The 14728-nt window shown below is 65.6% G+C and carries 15 protein-coding genes; 3 read left to right on the plus strand and 12 right to left on the minus strand.

The window, feature by feature from the left end; genetic code table 11:
• Positions 1-83 precede the first annotated feature (83 nt).
• The 3 genes from AC07XB_RS26655 (at position 84) to rtcA (ending at position 4343) form a co-directional block, all read left to right on the plus strand.
• Positions 84-1646, plus strand: a complete 1563-nt coding sequence (locus AC07XB_RS26655; protein ID WP_492812979.1) for a vWA domain-containing protein — start codon at positions 84-86, stop codon at positions 1644-1646.
• 373 nt (positions 1647-2019) lie between these two features.
• The gene (locus AC07XB_RS26660) at positions 2020-3246 is read left to right on the plus strand and encodes an RtcB family protein (protein ID WP_492828844.1); all 1227 of its coding nucleotides are present in this window, start codon (positions 2020-2022) and stop codon (positions 3244-3246) included.
• 77 nt (positions 3247-3323) lie between these two features.
• Positions 3324-4343: an RNA 3'-terminal phosphate cyclase gene (gene rtcA, locus AC07XB_RS26665; RefSeq protein ID WP_492373392.1), complete on the plus strand. Its 1020-nt coding sequence runs from the start codon at positions 3324-3326 to the stop codon at positions 4341-4343.
• Positions 4344-4452: 109 nt separating this feature from the next.
• Here rtcA and AC07XB_RS26670 read toward each other — a convergent pair whose 3' ends face one another.
• From AC07XB_RS26670 to benA, 12 genes are all read right to left on the minus strand, one after another.
• Complete coding sequence (locus tag AC07XB_RS26670) at positions 4453-5400, minus strand: methionyl-tRNA formyltransferase (protein ID WP_492828842.1); 948 nt, start codon at positions 5398-5400, stop codon at positions 4453-4455.
• A 189-nt stretch (positions 5401-5589) separates the two neighbouring features.
• The gene (gene fliR, locus AC07XB_RS26675) at positions 5590-6375 is read right to left on the minus strand and encodes a flagellar biosynthetic protein FliR (RefSeq protein WP_492373390.1); all 786 of its coding nucleotides are present in this window, start codon (positions 6373-6375) and stop codon (positions 5590-5592) included.
• A gap of 117 nt (positions 6376-6492) precedes the next feature.
• Positions 6493-6762, minus strand: coding sequence for a flagellar biosynthesis protein FliQ (gene fliQ, locus AC07XB_RS26680; protein WP_043353410.1), 270 nt, complete (start codon positions 6760-6762; stop codon positions 6493-6495).
• A 34-nt stretch (positions 6763-6796) separates the two neighbouring features.
• Positions 6797-7639 carry a flagellar type III secretion system pore protein FliP gene (gene fliP / locus AC07XB_RS26685; protein WP_492373389.1) on the minus strand — a complete coding sequence of 281 codons (843 nt, stop codon included), beginning with the start codon at positions 7637-7639 and terminating at the stop codon, positions 6797-6799.
• A complete protein-coding gene (fliO, locus tag AC07XB_RS26690) occupies positions 7636-8154 on the minus strand; it encodes a flagellar biosynthetic protein FliO (RefSeq protein ID WP_492373388.1) in 519 nt (172 codons plus the stop codon). The genes fliP and fliO overlap by 4 nt, the downstream gene beginning before the upstream one ends.
• Positions 8151-8609, minus strand: coding sequence for a flagellar motor switch protein FliN (gene fliN, locus AC07XB_RS26695; RefSeq protein WP_492373387.1), 459 nt, complete (start codon positions 8607-8609; stop codon positions 8151-8153). Before fliN ends, fliO begins: the two co-directional genes overlap by 4 nt.
• Complete coding sequence (gene fliM / locus AC07XB_RS26700; protein ID WP_150990478.1) at positions 8602-9609, minus strand: flagellar motor switch protein FliM; 1008 nt, start codon at positions 9607-9609, stop codon at positions 8602-8604. The genes fliN and fliM overlap by 8 nt, the downstream gene beginning before the upstream one ends.
• Positions 9610-9759: 150 nt before the next feature.
• The gene (fliL, locus tag AC07XB_RS26705) at positions 9760-10245 is read right to left on the minus strand and encodes a flagellar basal body-associated protein FliL (protein WP_150990480.1); all 486 of its coding nucleotides are present in this window, start codon (positions 10243-10245) and stop codon (positions 9760-9762) included.
• Positions 10246-10929: 684 nt separating this feature from the next.
• Positions 10930-11715 carry a 1,6-dihydroxycyclohexa-2,4-diene-1-carboxylate dehydrogenase gene (locus AC07XB_RS26710; RefSeq protein ID WP_492812967.1) on the minus strand — a complete coding sequence of 262 codons (786 nt, stop codon included), beginning with the start codon at positions 11713-11715 and terminating at the stop codon, positions 10930-10932.
• A 28-nt stretch (positions 11716-11743) separates the two neighbouring features.
• Complete coding sequence (gene benC, locus AC07XB_RS26715; RefSeq protein WP_492373385.1) at positions 11744-12763, minus strand: benzoate 1,2-dioxygenase electron transfer component BenC; 1020 nt, start codon at positions 12761-12763, stop codon at positions 11744-11746.
• A gap of 25 nt (positions 12764-12788) precedes the next feature.
• Positions 12789-13298, minus strand: a complete 510-nt coding sequence (benB, locus tag AC07XB_RS26720) for a benzoate 1,2-dioxygenase small subunit (RefSeq protein WP_492373384.1) — start codon at positions 13296-13298, stop codon at positions 12789-12791.
• Complete coding sequence (gene benA, locus AC07XB_RS26725; RefSeq protein ID WP_492373383.1) at positions 13295-14683, minus strand: benzoate 1,2-dioxygenase large subunit; 1389 nt, start codon at positions 14681-14683, stop codon at positions 13295-13297. Before benA ends, benB begins: the two co-directional genes overlap by 4 nt.
• Positions 14684-14728 lie beyond the last annotated feature (45 nt).

Consider the following 14728-nt stretch of genomic DNA (forward strand, 5'->3'; position numbering starts at 1 on the left):
CTTGCCTGCGGCTCCCTGGCACGCCGTTTGCAAAATAGAGACCATCGAATACGACGCAACCTTGTCTCCTGGGGAGAATGCAAATGGCAAATACCAATCTGTTCCAAAGCCTGCGTGGCCGCTTCCTGCCGCCGGCGGACGCGATCAACGAGGCGGGCGGCACTGCCTATGCCCTGGGACGCGAACATCGCCTGGCGCAGTACGCGGCAACGGGTTGCCTGAACGGCACCTTCTACGCCAGCGCCGAAGCGCAGCTCGACGCCGTGATGGCGCTGTGCGAGGACGTCGATCCGGCCTTTATCGCCAAGACCGCCGTGTATTGCCGCGAGCGCGGCTATATGAAGGACATGCCGGCCCTGCTGTTGGCCGCATTGACCGTGCGGGGCTCGCAGTACCTGCCGGCGGTGTTCGGCCGCGTGATCGACAACGGCAAGATGCTGCGCACCTTTGTGCAGATCCTGCGCAGCGGCGCGGTGGGCCGCAAGTCGCTGGGCACCCGGCCGAAGAAGCTGGTGCAGCAATGGCTCAACACGGCCGATGAGCGTGCGTTGCTGTCGGCATCGGTGGGCACCAGCCCGTCGCTGGCCGATGTGGTGAAGATGGTGCACCCGAAGCCGGCGCAAGCCTGGCGCGCCGCCTTCTTTGCCCGGCTGATCGGCAAGCCGTATGACGTGTCTGCGCTGCCACCGGTGACGCAGGCCCTGGAGGCCTACAAGCTGGCGCGGGCCGAAGGGCGGCAGGCGCCGGTGCCGGCGGTGCCGTTCCAGATGCTGGCATCGCTGGACCTGGATGCCCAGGCCTGGGCCGAGGTGGCACGCCATGGCGGCTGGCAGATGGTGCGCATGAACCTGAACACCTTTGCGCGCCACGGCGTGTTTGCCCTGCCGGGCATGGCGGACGAGATCGCGGCAAAGCTGCGGCAGCCTGAAGCCATCGCGCGGGCCCGGGTGTTTCCGTACCAGTTGCTGGCCGCGTACCACGCCGCCGGGGAAGACATGCCGGCGGGCGTGCGCGAGGCCTTGCAGGATGCGCTGGAACTGGCGCTGGCCAATGTGCCGCTGGTGGAGGGCCGCATGGTGGTTTGCCCCGACGTGTCGGGCTCCATGCACTCGCCGGTGACGGGCTACCGTGCGGGGTCGAGCAGCGCGGTGCGCTGCGTGGACGCCGCGGCGCTGGTCGCCGCAACCTTCCTGCGCAAGCAGCCGGACACGATGGTGCTGCCGTTCAAGGAGGAAGTGGTGAAGCTGACGCTGAACCCGCGCGACACGGTGATGACCAACGCGCAGAAGATGGCGGCGATCGGCGCGGGCGGCACCAACTGCAGCGCGCCGCTGGCGTGGCTGAACCATCGCCGCGTGAGCGCCGACGTGGTCATGCTGGTGTCGGACAACCAGTCGTGGATGGATGCACGCCATGGCGAAACGGCCACGCTGCGGGAGTGGGAGCGTTTCAGGCAGCGCAATCCCAAGGCGCGGCTGGTGTGCCTGGATATGCAGCCCTACGCGTCCAGCCAGGCGCCGGAGCGCGACGACATCCTGAACATCGGGGGCTTCTCCGACTCGGTGTTCCAAGTCGTCGCAGCCTTCGCTGCAGGGCAGTTGCAGGCCGGCCACTGGGTGGGCGAGATATCGGCCACGACGCTGTGAAGGTTTGAAGTTCTGAAGTTGTGAGGTTCGGCGGTGACTGGCGAATGCCGGGCAGACTACATCCAAGGCTTGTCTGTCCTATCCCTTGTCGCTGGTTACCGCCCCCGAGCCGGCATACCCCAGCCGCCGCGCATGGCGCCTGCGGTATGCGGACTCGCCACGAATGCTGGCCAGGATTACATCTGGTGATTGCCGGTTCAATTCCGGCCGCTGCGGCATACGCAGCGTAAATCCTGCCGATCCTTGTCGTGGTGATGCCGCATTGCCCTACGATTAGAGCGCCGGTTCCACAACCACTAGTCGCCCACCTTATTTGGTATCTTGCTGGCCAACGCCAGCGTAGTCCCGCCGCAAGGCAAAGAGAGAAGAAGACATGAGCAAGGAGAATTACGACGTATTCCAGTCTGGCACCGGCCGCCCGGTCAAGATGTGGACCCATGGCGTGCCCGTCGATGACGGCGCGCGCGCGCAGCTCGCCAACACCGCACAGATGCCGTTCATCTTCAAGCACCTGGCCGTGATGCCGGACGTACACCTGGGCAAGGGTTCCACCATCGGCTCGGTGATTCCCACACGCGGCGCCATCATCCCGGCGGCGGTGGGCGTGGATATCGGTTGCGGCATGATCGCCGTCAAGACCACGCTAACCGCCAGCGACCTGCCCGATAGCCTCGGCCCGCTGCGCAGCGCCATCGAGAAAGCGGTGCCGCACGGCCGCTCCAACAACCGCAGCGGGCGCGACAAGGGTGCCTGGGGCGAGGTGCCGGATGCGGTGGATGCGAGCTGGGCCGCGCTGGCAGGTGGCTTCGAGCGCATCACGCAGAAGCACCCGAAGCTGGCGCGCACCAACAACCGCAACCACCTGGGCACGCTGGGCACCGGCAACCACTTTATCGAGGTCTGCCTGGATGAGAGCCAGTCGGTCTGGTTCATGCTGCACTCGGGCTCGCGCGGGGTGGGCAATGCCATCGGCAACACCTTTATCGAGCTGGCGCAAGCGGATATGCGCCGACACTTCATCAACCTGCCCGACCGCGACCTGGCCTACCTGGTGGAAGGCAGCGAGCACTATGAAGACTACGTGTTCGCGGTGGAGTGGGCGCAGCAGTACGCGCGCCGCAACTGCGAGACGATGATGGCCAACGTGCTGGACGCCGCGCGCGCCGTGATCGGCAAGCCCTTTGCCACGGAGATGGAGGCTGTGAACTGCCACCATAACTACGTGCAGAAGGAGCGCCACTTCGGCGAAGACGTGCTGGTCACCCGCAAGGGTGCGGTCAGCGCCAAGGCCGGCGAGCTTGGCATCATTCCGGGCTCGATGGGCGCGCGCTCCTACATCGTGCGTGGCAAGGGCAACGCGGAATCGTTTTGCTCCTGCAGCCACGGTGCGGGCCGCACCATGAGCCGCTCCGAAGCCAAGCGCCAATTCTCGGTGGAAGACCAGCGACTGGCCACGCAAGGCGTCGAGTGCCGCAAGGATGCCGAAGTCATCGACGAGATCCCGATGGCCTACAAGGACATCGACGCGGTGATGGCGGCGCAGTCCGACCTGGTCGAGATCGTCCACACGCTCAAGCAGGTGGTGTGCGTGAAGGGCTGAGGGCAGCAACCGCCGCCGGGGACGAACCTGTCCCTGGCGGCGCTGGCATAACAACAAGAACAGAAGAGTATTCCGTGATGATTGAAATCGACGGTGCCTACGGCGAGGGCGGGGGCCAGATCCTGCGCACCGCGCTGTCGCTTGCCATGGTGACCGGCACGCCCGTGCATATCGCCAACGTGCGCGCCCGGCGCAGCAAGCCCGGGCTGATGCGCCAGCACCTGAGCGCCGTGGTGGCGGCGCAGGCGATCAGCGGCGCGCGCACCGAAGGCGCAGCGATCGGCTCGACGGCGCTGACGTTCGAGCCGGGGCCCGTGCGCGCCGGCAACTACGACTTTGCCATTGGCTCCGCCGGCAGTTGCACGCTGGTGCTGCAGACCTTGCTGCCGGCGCTGTGGTCCGTCGCGGGGGACGACGGCTTTACGCTCACCCTGTCCGGTGGCACCCACAACCCCATGGCGCCTTCAGCCACCTTCCTGCGCGACGCCTGGCTGCCGCTGATGGCCCGCATGGGCGCGCCTGCCGAGCTCGCGCTGCGCCGCCACGGCTTCTATCCCGCCGGCGGCGGCGAACTGACAGTGAGCGGACGCTCCGGCGCGGCCTGGCGCCCGCTGGCGCTGGACACGCGCGGCGCATCCGGCAGGCCCGATGCACGCGTGCTGATCGCCGGCGTCCCGTTCCACGTAGCTCGCCGCGAGCTCGACCTCGTCGGCGAGCACATGGGATGGGACGCCAGCCAGTTGCACGTGGGTGGCTTGCGCCATGAGGAAGGCCCCGGCAACGCCGTGCTGCTGACGCTGCCGCACGAGCACGTGACCGAGGTCTTCTGCGAGTTCGGCGAGAAGGGCCGCCCCGCGCAAAGCGTAGCCGCCGCCGCCTGCCGCCAGGCTAGCGCCTATCTGGCTGGCAAGGGTGCGGTGGGCCCACACCTGGCTGACCAGCTCCTGCTGCCAATGGCCCTGGCGGGCGGCGGCAGCTTCACCGTGGATGAAGTGACCAATCACGTGCGCAGCAATGCCGAGGTGATTGCCAAGTTCCTGCCGGTGGATATCGGGTTTGAGGCGCAGGAGGGGTGTACGCGGGTGGTGGTTGCGTGAGGGGGGCTGGGCCGAGGGGCCGAGGGGCTGAAGGGCTGAGGGGCCGAGGGGCTGAAGGGCTGAGGGGCAACGCTGCAATTCGCCCGTGGTGTCCCGCGGCCGTGTGCGCTCAGCGCGGCGCCGTGCCCCGCATCTGTCCGGGTGGCAACAGGTTCCACTCGAGAATGGCGATGAATCCACCCGTGCAGGAGACGACGAAGCGCTCGCCATCGACATGGTCTACCACGCCCGGTGGCAGGTTATGCGGTTCGTGCCAGGCGTGGGCGTCGATGACGTGGACCACATTGCCGTTGATGCGCGCCAGGCATTCATGGCGCCCGAAGGCGCGCAGCATCGCGTTAATGCGCTCGGGTGTCAGGGAAAAGTCGATCGTACGGTCGGCGTCGGTCCAGAAGGGGATGTAGGAGCCCGCACCCTGCGGCACGGCGTTCTTCCACAGGGCATCGAGATTGAAGGCCACTTCGTGGGCCAGGCGCGAGGTGGCGCGCTGCGTTTTCAGATCGAGGCTTTCATGCGTTTCGTCGGAGGCAAGGTCGAACTGGCGCTGGGCCAGGATGTCGCCCTGATCGAAGTCCCTGCTGATCTTGTGGCAGCTCACGCCCCAGGTGGCGAGACCGTCCAGGATGGCCCGTGGCAGCGGATAGGGGCCGCGGCCCACCGGCAATGGCGAGGGGTGGAAATTGATGGCCATCGGAATCCGCGAGGCCCAGTCTCCGATGCGCCACGCGTAGCTCGCCACCACCAGCAAGTCACACCCGAGATCGCGCAAGCCGTCGAGTGAGCGGTCATTCATGGGCGAGAGCTGGATGTCGATCTTGCGGGCTTCCGCGCGGCCGAGGATGGCGTCGGTGCGATGCATGCGACCGTCGACGCGGGCGGTGAACAGCTTCACCGGTTCCCATCCGTGCTGGACGAAGGCGTCGAAGACGCCAACATAACGGTCGGACGCGGTGATGGCGAAGCGTTTTGGCGTGGCGGGTACCGCCGCGGGGTGCACGGCGGCGGGGCCGAAGCCGGCGTTTGCACCGGTGTCGAGGGAGGCAGAGAGGGTGCTCAACGATCGATTCCTGAATCGTCGGGCGGCCCTGCTTGTAACCTATGGATGCCGCTTCAGCAGGGAGCAAAAGGACCCTGGCTGGAACCGCGGCCGCCGACACGTTACTGTACGGCACCGCCGCGCGACGCTGCCAGAATCAATTTGAAACGGATTCTTAAAGCTCCGGGCGGGTCTGCCGAGACCTGACCCTCACCGCCCAAACTGCCCCAACACCGTCGCCACCGTACTCAACCCGCCCTCGATCAGCCGCGCCATGAAGGTGCTCATCTGCGGCATGATCAGCATCATCATCAGGATGCCGCCGCCCAGCGTGACCGGGAAGCCGACCGCGAAGATCGACAGTTGGGGAGATGCGCGGTTCAGGATGCCCATGGCAAGGTTGAGCGTGAGCAGCGCGGCGATCAGCGGCAGGGCCAGCAGCAGTCCCGAGGAGAACACGGTGGCGCCGGAGGCGGCCACCGCTGCCCAGCCGGCGCCGGTGAGGGGCTGGGCGGCGATGGGCAGGCTGGCGAAGCTATCGGCGATGGTGGCCAGCAGCATCAGGTGGCCGTCCATGGCCAGGAACATCAGCATGGCGACCACGTTGAGAAAGCGCGCCAGCACCATGGTCTGGCCGCCGGAGGAGCGGTCGTAGAAGGAGGCGAACGACAGGCCCATCTGCAGGCCGATGGTTTCGCCGGCGAATTGCACGGCGGAGAACACCAGCCGCATGCTGAAGCCCATTGCCAGCCCGATGCCTACCTCGTTGAGGATGATCAGGAAGCCTTCCAGCGAGTACACCGGCACCAGCGGCAGGTGGTCGATGGTGGGCGAGATGATCACCGCCATCAGGGCCGCCAGGCCAACCTTGGCGCGTCTCGGGATGGTCGACTCGCCAAACAGCGGGGCGGTGCCGATCAGGGCCAGCAGGCGGAACAAGGGCCAGAGGAAGGCGGCGATCCAGGCGTAGAGCTGGGCGGAGGTGACGGAGAGCACGGCGGCTGTTGCGGCGGATACGGCTGTTGCAGCTATTACGGCTATTGCGGCGTTAGATGTTGCCCAGCGCGGCCAGGTGCGACGCCAGGCTTATCCGACGCATCGGACGCATCGGACTCAATGCACCAGGGCGGGAATGCCCTGGAACACTTCGCGCATGTAGTCGACAAAGGTGTTGATCATCCACGGGCCGGCCAGCACCATGGTGGCGAACAGAGCCAGCAGCTTGGGGATGAAGGACAGCGTCATTTCATTGATCTGCGTGGCGGCCTGGAACAGGCTCACCACCAGGCCGGCCACCAGCGCCACCAGCAGCAGCGGCGCGGACAGCATCAGGGTCATTTTCATCGCCTGGGTGGCGATGCTCATTACGGTTTCCGGCGTCATGGCGAAGGCCTTGGATGGGGCTAGCGCCCCGTGATCAGTTCAGGAAGCTCTGCGCCAGCGAGCCCAGCAGCAATTGCCAACCGTCCACCAGCACGAACAGCATCAGCTTGAATGGCAGCGCGATGGTGGCCGGCGGCACCATCATCATGCCCATCGCCATCAGCACGCTGGCTACCACCAGGTCGATGATCAGGAAGGGGATAAAGACGGTAAAGCCGATCTGGAACGCGGTCTTGAGCTCGCTGGTGACAAAGGCGGGCACCAGGATGTGCATCTGCACGTCTTCGGGGCCCTGCATCTCGGGCACCTTGGCCATCTGGGCAAACAGCGCCAGGTCCTTCTCTCGGGTCTGCTTGAGCATGAAGGTCTTGAGCGGCGCGGCGGCCTTGGCGGCGGCGTCTTCCAGGCTGAGCTTGTTCTCGGACAGCGGCTTGTAGGCGTCGGTGTAGATGCGGTCGAACACCGGCGACATGACAAAGAAGGTCAGGAACAGCGACAGCCCCACCAGCACCTGGTTGGGCGGGGAACTGGCCGTGCCCAGCGCATTGCGCAGCAGCCCCAGCACGATGATGATGCGGGTGAAGCCCGTCATCATCAGCATGGCCGCGGGCAGGAACGACAGCGAGGTAAGCAGGACCAGCGTCTGCACCGACAGCGACCAGGTCTGGCTGCCGCCCGGGCCGGCTTTGCTGGTCAGGCCGGGCAACGCCTGCGCGTGGGCCATGGCAGGCAACAGCACCAGCGCAAGGCAGGCGCTCACCAGCAATGCCGCGAGCGCAAGCCGGCAGGGTTGGCTGGCGCATTCGCGCACGGACCGGAGATGGCGTTGCAGGTGGTGTTGCAAAGTGCGCCGGGAGGCGTCAGGCAGGAAATTCATGACTTCAGGTTGTCTTGCATGGCGCGCAGCAGCTTTTGTCCAAAGCTGCCGGCCGAGCCCGGGGTTGCCGCGCTGCCGCTGGGGTGGTCTGGCTTGTGCGCGGCTTGCGCGGGCAAAGTGTGGAGCGTGCGAATCTCGCCGGCGCTCACGCCCAGCACCAGGCAGGTGTCGCCCACTTCCACCATCACCAGGCGCTGGCGGGGGCCGAGCATGGTGCTGCCTACCACCTTCATCTGGCCGCCCTGGCCGTGCCGGACCAGGCCGGCGCGGCGCGCCAGCCAGGCCAGCAGCAGGATCAGGGCGATGACGGCGAACAGGCCGAGGCCGGCTTGCGCCAGCCCCGTCGCGCTGCTGACCGGGACATGGCTGCCGGCCCCGGCGTTGCCGGCGATCGTGCCGGTACCGGCAGGGCTGGCCGCCGCGGCACTGGCTTGCGCGTACGCGCCCGCCGCATGCGCCAGGCCCACGCCGGCGGCAAGCGCAGCGTTGGCGGTCCGGCGCAGGCCGGCTTTCATCGGTTGAGCTTCCGGATGCGTTCGGACGGCGTGATGATGTCGGTCAGGCGGATGCCGAACTTATCGTTCACCACGACGACTTCGCCCTGGGCGATCAGGTAGCCGTTGACCAGCACATCCATCGGCTCGCCGGCCAGGCCGTCGAGTTCCACCACGGAGCCCTGGGCCAGCTGCAGCAGCGTCTTGATCGGCACCTTGGTGCGACCAAGCTCTACCGTGAGCTGGACCGGGATATCGAGAATCATCTCGATATCGTTGTGGAAGCCGCTCGGCGTTTCCTTCTCCAGCGGCTGGAAGACCTTGGAGGCGGCTGGTGTGGCTGTGGCAGGCGTGGCGGCGACAGCCTGGGCAGGCGCGGCGGCAGCGGCGATTTCCTCGGCGCTGGTCTGCTCCGCCAGGGCGCTGGCCCAGTCGTCCATCGGGTCGGCCGGCTTGTCGTCTTTGCCGTCAGTCATGGTCGGTTTCCTTGTTGGAATCGATTTCTTGGTGATTGATCATCCGTTCTACCCGCAACGCATATTGGCCGTTCATGGTGCCAAAGCCGGCCTGCAGCACGGGTACGCCATCGACCTTGCCGAAGACCTGCTCGGGCAGCTCGATGGGGAGTACGTCGCCGACGCGCAGCGCCAGCACTTCGGCTACGGTGCTTTCCACGTGGGCAAATTCGGCCACCAGATCCACCTCCGCCGAGCGAATCTGCTGCGACAGCTGGGAGATCCAGCGCTTGTCTACTTCAACCTCGTCCTGCAGCGGGTTCATCAGCAGGTCGCGCACCGGCTCGATCATCGAGTACGGGAAGCAGACGTGCAGCTGGCCACCCACCGCGCCAAGCTCGATATGGAAGGCGGTGGTCACCACCACCTCGCTGAGCATGGCGATGTTGGCAAACTTCGTGTGCATTTCCGAGCGGACATATTCCAGCTCGATCGGATGCACGGCATTCCAGGCCTGGCCGTAGCTGTTGAGCGCAAGGTCCAGCAGGCGCCGGATGATGCGCTGCTCGGTCTGGGTAAAGTCGCGGCCTTCCACGCGGGTGTGGAAGCGCCCGTCGCCACCGAACAGGTTGTCGACCACCAGGAACACCAGGTTGGGGTCGAACACGAACAGCGACGTGCCGCGCAGCGGCTTCATGTGCACCAGGTTCAGGTTGGTCGGCACCGGCAGGTTGCGCACGAAGTCGCCGTACTTCTCGATCCGCACCGAGCCAACCGAGATGTCGGCGCCGCGGCGGATGAAGTTGAACAGCTGGGTCCGAAGCTGGCGGGCAAAGCGCTCGTTGATGATTTCGAGCGTGTGCAGCCGGCCGCGCACGATGCGCTCTTGCGTGGCCAGGTTGTACGGGCGCACGCCATCCTCGGAGACCGGCGCGGCGACCTCGGGCGTATCGGTCTCGCCTGACACGCCTTTCAGTAATTCGTCTACCTCGTCCTGCGAGAGAAACTTGTCGTAGGCCATCTAGTGTCCTGCCCCTTGAGTGCCGTGATGAATGAAAGCGACCATGTACCGATCAGCCCGCGCGCTGGCGTTGGCGCGCGCGCTGTGAGACAGGCAAGGAAAACAAGGACGAATTCATATCGGAGTTGCTGGTGGGGCAGGGCAAAGCGCTTACTGCACCACGAAGGAAGTAAATAGGACGTCCAGGATCTGCTGCTTGGGCAGGTTGGGCGCGAACGGCTGGCTGATGACACTCTGGATTTCCTGGGCCAGCTTGCGCTTGCCGTCCACCGTCGCCAGATCCGGCGGTTGCTTGGCCGACAGCAGTAGCAAGATGCGGCTGCGGACTTCCGGCAGGTACTCGGTGATGCGCGCCTGGTCCTTCGCGTCGGCCACCTTGAGCGACAAACCGGTGTGCAGGAAGCGGTCACCGTCATCGCTCTTCAGATTGACGGTAAATGCTTCCAAGGGCACAAAAATCGGCGGCGGCACAACAGGAGCGGCAGGCGCGGCCGGTTGGCGGTTGCTCAGGATGTTGCCCAGAAAAAAGCCCCCGGCACCCAGCGCCGCGACGAGCACGACGCCGAGCACCAGCAGCAGTCGCCCGCGCTTGCTCGTGTTGCCGTCAGCCTGGGAAGAAGTGAGCGTATTCGCCATGAGATGCCTGTATCGGAATGCCTTGCCATTCTTGAGGGAATGACCGGCAAGCAAAGGGCCGAAAAAAAGGGTGAAACCCGCTCAGCTTGGCCCTTTGAGCCGAACAGGTCTTGTCATCCGAGCTACGCGGATGGTCTTACAGGGGTTAACGAATGACGGGCACGGAACTTGAGTGGATGTTTGACTAAAAGCCGCGCGGGGTACCGGATAGCGGGTGACGGACCAGGAAACCGCCATGATTTGCCGGGTTGGCGAGAGGGCGGCAAGCAGGCGCAGGTGGCCGCCAAGGGCATGGAATTGGCGTTGACGATGGCGCCGCCGCTTGTCGCGCCGATTTGCTAAGTCATTGATTGGATTTCGGATTAAATCCAATGGTGGGACGGCGCGGAGAACCGCGTGCCGCGGGCGCCAGGCGCCACGCCGCGCCTGGCGGGCTGTGCGAGCCGGCTGCGGACCGAGAAATCCGCATACCCGGGTCCACCCATGCGCGAGTGGTGTTACCTGTCCGAGGCGGCACAGAAATATGCGCTTAAAGGCATATTTTTTGAGGTGGCGAATACGTTGTGCGCCTCGCCATTCAGGGCATCGCCCCGAAAACGCAGCTCCCAGCTGCTTCGTGGAGAAAAAACACGAAAATGTGAAGCGTCAGTCTGCCGGGAGGGCGCGAGCCGGCGTCGTCGCAGCTCAGCCGAGGTCGCCGCCGCCTACGGGCAGGACGGTGCCGGTGATGTAAGAGGCCTCATCGGACGCCAAAAACAGAATCGCGCGCACCTGTTCGTCGATGGTGCCGTAGCGGTGCATCAGGCTGGATGCCATGGTCTGGTCGACGATGCTCTGGTACCACGCGGCTTCCTGCGGGGTCTGCTCCGCCGTGTTGCGGGGCACTTTGCGCGGCGGCGCTTCGGTGCCGCCGGTGGCGATCGCATTGACGCGGATGCCGTCCTGCGCGTGCTCGAAGGCGAGGCTAGCGGTCAGGGCATTGACGCCGCCCTTGGCGGCCGCGTAGGGCACGCGGTAGATGCTGCGCGTGGCGATGGACGAGACATTGACGATCACGCCCTGCTTGCGCTCGATCATGCCGGGCAGCACGGTGCGGCAGCACCACAGGGTGGGAAACAGGGAGCGGCGGATCTCGGCTTCGACCTGCGCTTCCTCGTATTCCTGGTAGGGCTTGGCCCAGATGGTGCCGCCCACGTTATTGACGAGGACATCGATGCGGCCATGGGCCTGCAGCGCCGCGCTGGTCATCAGGCGGGCGCCGGCATAGGTTTCCAGGTCGGCCTCCACCGCCAGTGCCTGACCGCCGTTGGCGAGGATTTGCGCGGCGGCCTCGTGCACCAGGGCCGAGCGGTCGACCAGCACCAGGCTGGCGCCCTCGGCCGCGGCGGCGAGCGCCACGCCGCGTCCAATCCCCTGCGCCGCGCCGGTTACCACGGCGATTTTCCCGCTAAAGCGCGCGTTGTTGTTCATGGCGTGTCTGTGATCCGTGGAAGGTGGGTCAGGCAGCGTTGCTGGCCGAGAATTTTTCGTAGTGGAAGCTGGCCGGCGTCACCCCGGCGTCCTGCAGCCAGGCGCGCACCGCATCCACCATGGCAACGGGGCCGCACAGGTAGATGTCGACATCGCCGCCGTTGAGCCAGTCCTGCTCCACGTGCTGCGTGACATAGCCCTTGCGGGTTTCGCCGCTGACCGGATCGAGCACGCAGGTGCGGTACTCGAAGCCGGCGAGCTTGTCCTTTGCGCCGTCGAGTTGTGCCAATGCCACCAGGTCGATCTCATGCGTCACGCCGTACACCAGGCGGATGGGGTGCGGGCTGCCGTTCGCGGCCAGCACGTCCAGCATGGACAGGAAGGGCGCGATGCCGGTGCCGCCCGCCAGGAACAGTACCGGGCGGGTCACTTCGCGCAGGTAGAAGCTGCCATAGGGGCCGGCGAAGGAAATGGGCTGGCCGGGCAGTGCCTCCTTGCTCAGGAACTCGCTCATGCGGCCGTTGGGCACGTTGCGCACCACGAACGAGGTGCGGGCGGCGCCGGGGGCGGAGGAAAACGAGTACGAGCGGGTCAGGCCGGTACCCGGAATTTCCACGTTCACATATTGCCCCGCCAGGAAGGTCGGGGCGGCGGTCGCGCCAAGCTCGATCGAGAACCCGATGGTGGAGTCCGACAGCTTGTCCACCGCCGCCAGCTTGCCCTGGTAGCGGGTCACGCCGGTCTTGCAGGCGGCCGACGAGGCCGGCACCTTGATCACGCAATCGGAGCGCGGGCGGGTCTGGCAGGCCAGCACGTAGCCCTTGGCGGCCTCCTCGGGCGTCAGCGCGTCCTCGATATAGCTCGACGCCGGCAGGTCGTACTCGCCGGATTCGCACAAGCCGCGGCAGGTGCCGCAGGCGCCGTCGCGGCAGTCCAGCGGGATATTGATCTGCTGGCGGTAGGCGGCGTCGGACAGGGTTTCGTTGGCGGCGCAGGTGATGAAGCGGGTAACGCCGTCTTCAAACTGCAGAGCGATGTTGTATTCCATGGCGTGGTTCCTCCGGCGCGTCCGCTCAGATGTGATAGATGTCGATGACCTGGTGGATGTAGTCGTTCTTCAGCACGACGTACTTGTCCAGGATCTGCGCTTGCTCGCCGGCGAAGTCGATGACGTAGCGCGACATGCCGAAGTAGCTGTAGTTGGTCTTGTAGCGGTGGCTCAGCGTGTGCCAGTTGAAGCGCACCGTGCAGGCGCTGCCTTCCTGGCGCTCCAGTTCGACGTTGCTGATGTTGTGGCTGGTGCGCGTGTCCGGCATGGTGGCGCTCGAGCGCTCGGTCTTGATGCGGAACACGCGGTCTTCCAGGCCTTGGCGGTTCGGGTAGTAGATCAGCGAGATCTCGCGCTGCGGATCGGTCACCAGGGTGTCGTCGTCGTCCCAGGACGGCATCCAGAAAGCGGCATCCGGGTGATAGCAGGCCAGCCATTCATCCCATTGTTCGTCGTCAAGCAAGCGGCTTTCCCGGTAGAGGAAGGCCTGGATTTCGGCAAGGCCGATGGGTGCGGTCGTTGGGGTCGTGCTCATGCTTCGCTCCCGGCGCTGCTGATCTTGCTGGCTTCGGCTCCCGTGGCCTTCTTCATCACGTCCAGCCAGTAGCGGTGCTGCACCGTGTACAGGCCTTCGTCCTCGGTCTTGACGCCGCTCATCAACGGCTTGAGGCCAATCTTGCGGGCGGCCTCGTCGGCGCCTTCCACCCAGTGCGTGGCGCCGCGGCACATGTCGTTCCATGCCACCGCGCTGCCGGCATAGCCTTGCTGGCAGGCGCGGAATTCTTCCAGGTCGTCGGGCGTGGCCATGCCGCTGACGTTGAAGAAATCCTCGTACTGGCGGATGCGGCGTGCGCGCGCGTCGTCGGCTTCGCCCTTGGGCGCGATGCAGTAGATGGTGACTTCGGTCTTGCCAACCGACAGCGGGCGCAGCACGCGGATCTGCGAGCCGAACTGGTCCATCAGGTAGACGTTGGGGTACAGGCACAGGTTGCGCGAGTTCTGGATCATCCAGTCCGCCGTCTCGGCACCGCAGCGCTCGGCGAATTCCTCGCGCCGGTTGAAGTTCGGCCGGTCCTCCGGGTTGGCCCAGCGCGACCACAACAGCATGTGGCCGTGATCAAACGCGTAGAAGCCGCCGCCTTGCCGGCCCCAGTTGCCAGCATCCATCGCGCGGATCTTGTCCTCGCGGGCGTTTTCCTGCTTGCGGTGGTTGGTGGTGGCGGCGTAGTTCCAGTGCACGGCGGAGACGTGGTAGCCGTCGGCGCCGTTCTCGGTTTGCAGCTTCCAGTTGCCTTCGAAGGTATAGGTGGACGCGCCGCGCAGCACTTCGAGCCCGTCGGCGGACTGGTCCACGATCATGTCGATGATCTTGGCGGCCTCGCCCAGGAAGTCCTTGAGCGGCGCCACATCCGGGTTCAGGCTGCCGAACAGGAAGCCGCGATAGTTCTCGAAGCGCGCCACCTTCTTCAGGTCGTGCGAGGCTTCCTTGTTGAAGCAATCGGGGTAGCCGGCGCCCTCCGGATCCTTGACCTTGAGCAGCTTGCCGCTGTTATTGAAGGTCCAGCCATGGAACGGGCAGGTGTAGGTCGCCTTGTTGCCGCGCTTGTGGCGGCACAGCATGGCGCCGCGATGGGTGCAGGCGTTGATCAGCGCGTTGAGTTCGCCCTGGCGGTTGCGTGCGATCACGATCGGCTGGCGGCCCATGTAGGTGGTGTAGTAATCGTTGTTGCCGGGGATCTGGCTTTCGTGCGCCAGGTAGATCCAGTTGCCCTCGAAGATGTGCTTCATCTCGAGTTCGAACAGGGCCTCGTCGGTGAAGGCGCTGCGATGCAGGCGGTGGTCGCCGGTCTCGCGGTTTTCCACCAGGTAGTCGTCCAGGCGCGCGAGGGCCGGGCTGTGGTCCGGGTAAATGGGGATCATGCGGTGTCTCCTGCATCCGTGGCGGATGCGCCGGGCCGTGAGGGA

It is taken from the genome of Cupriavidus sp. GW821-FHT02F09, assembly GCF_059421605.1.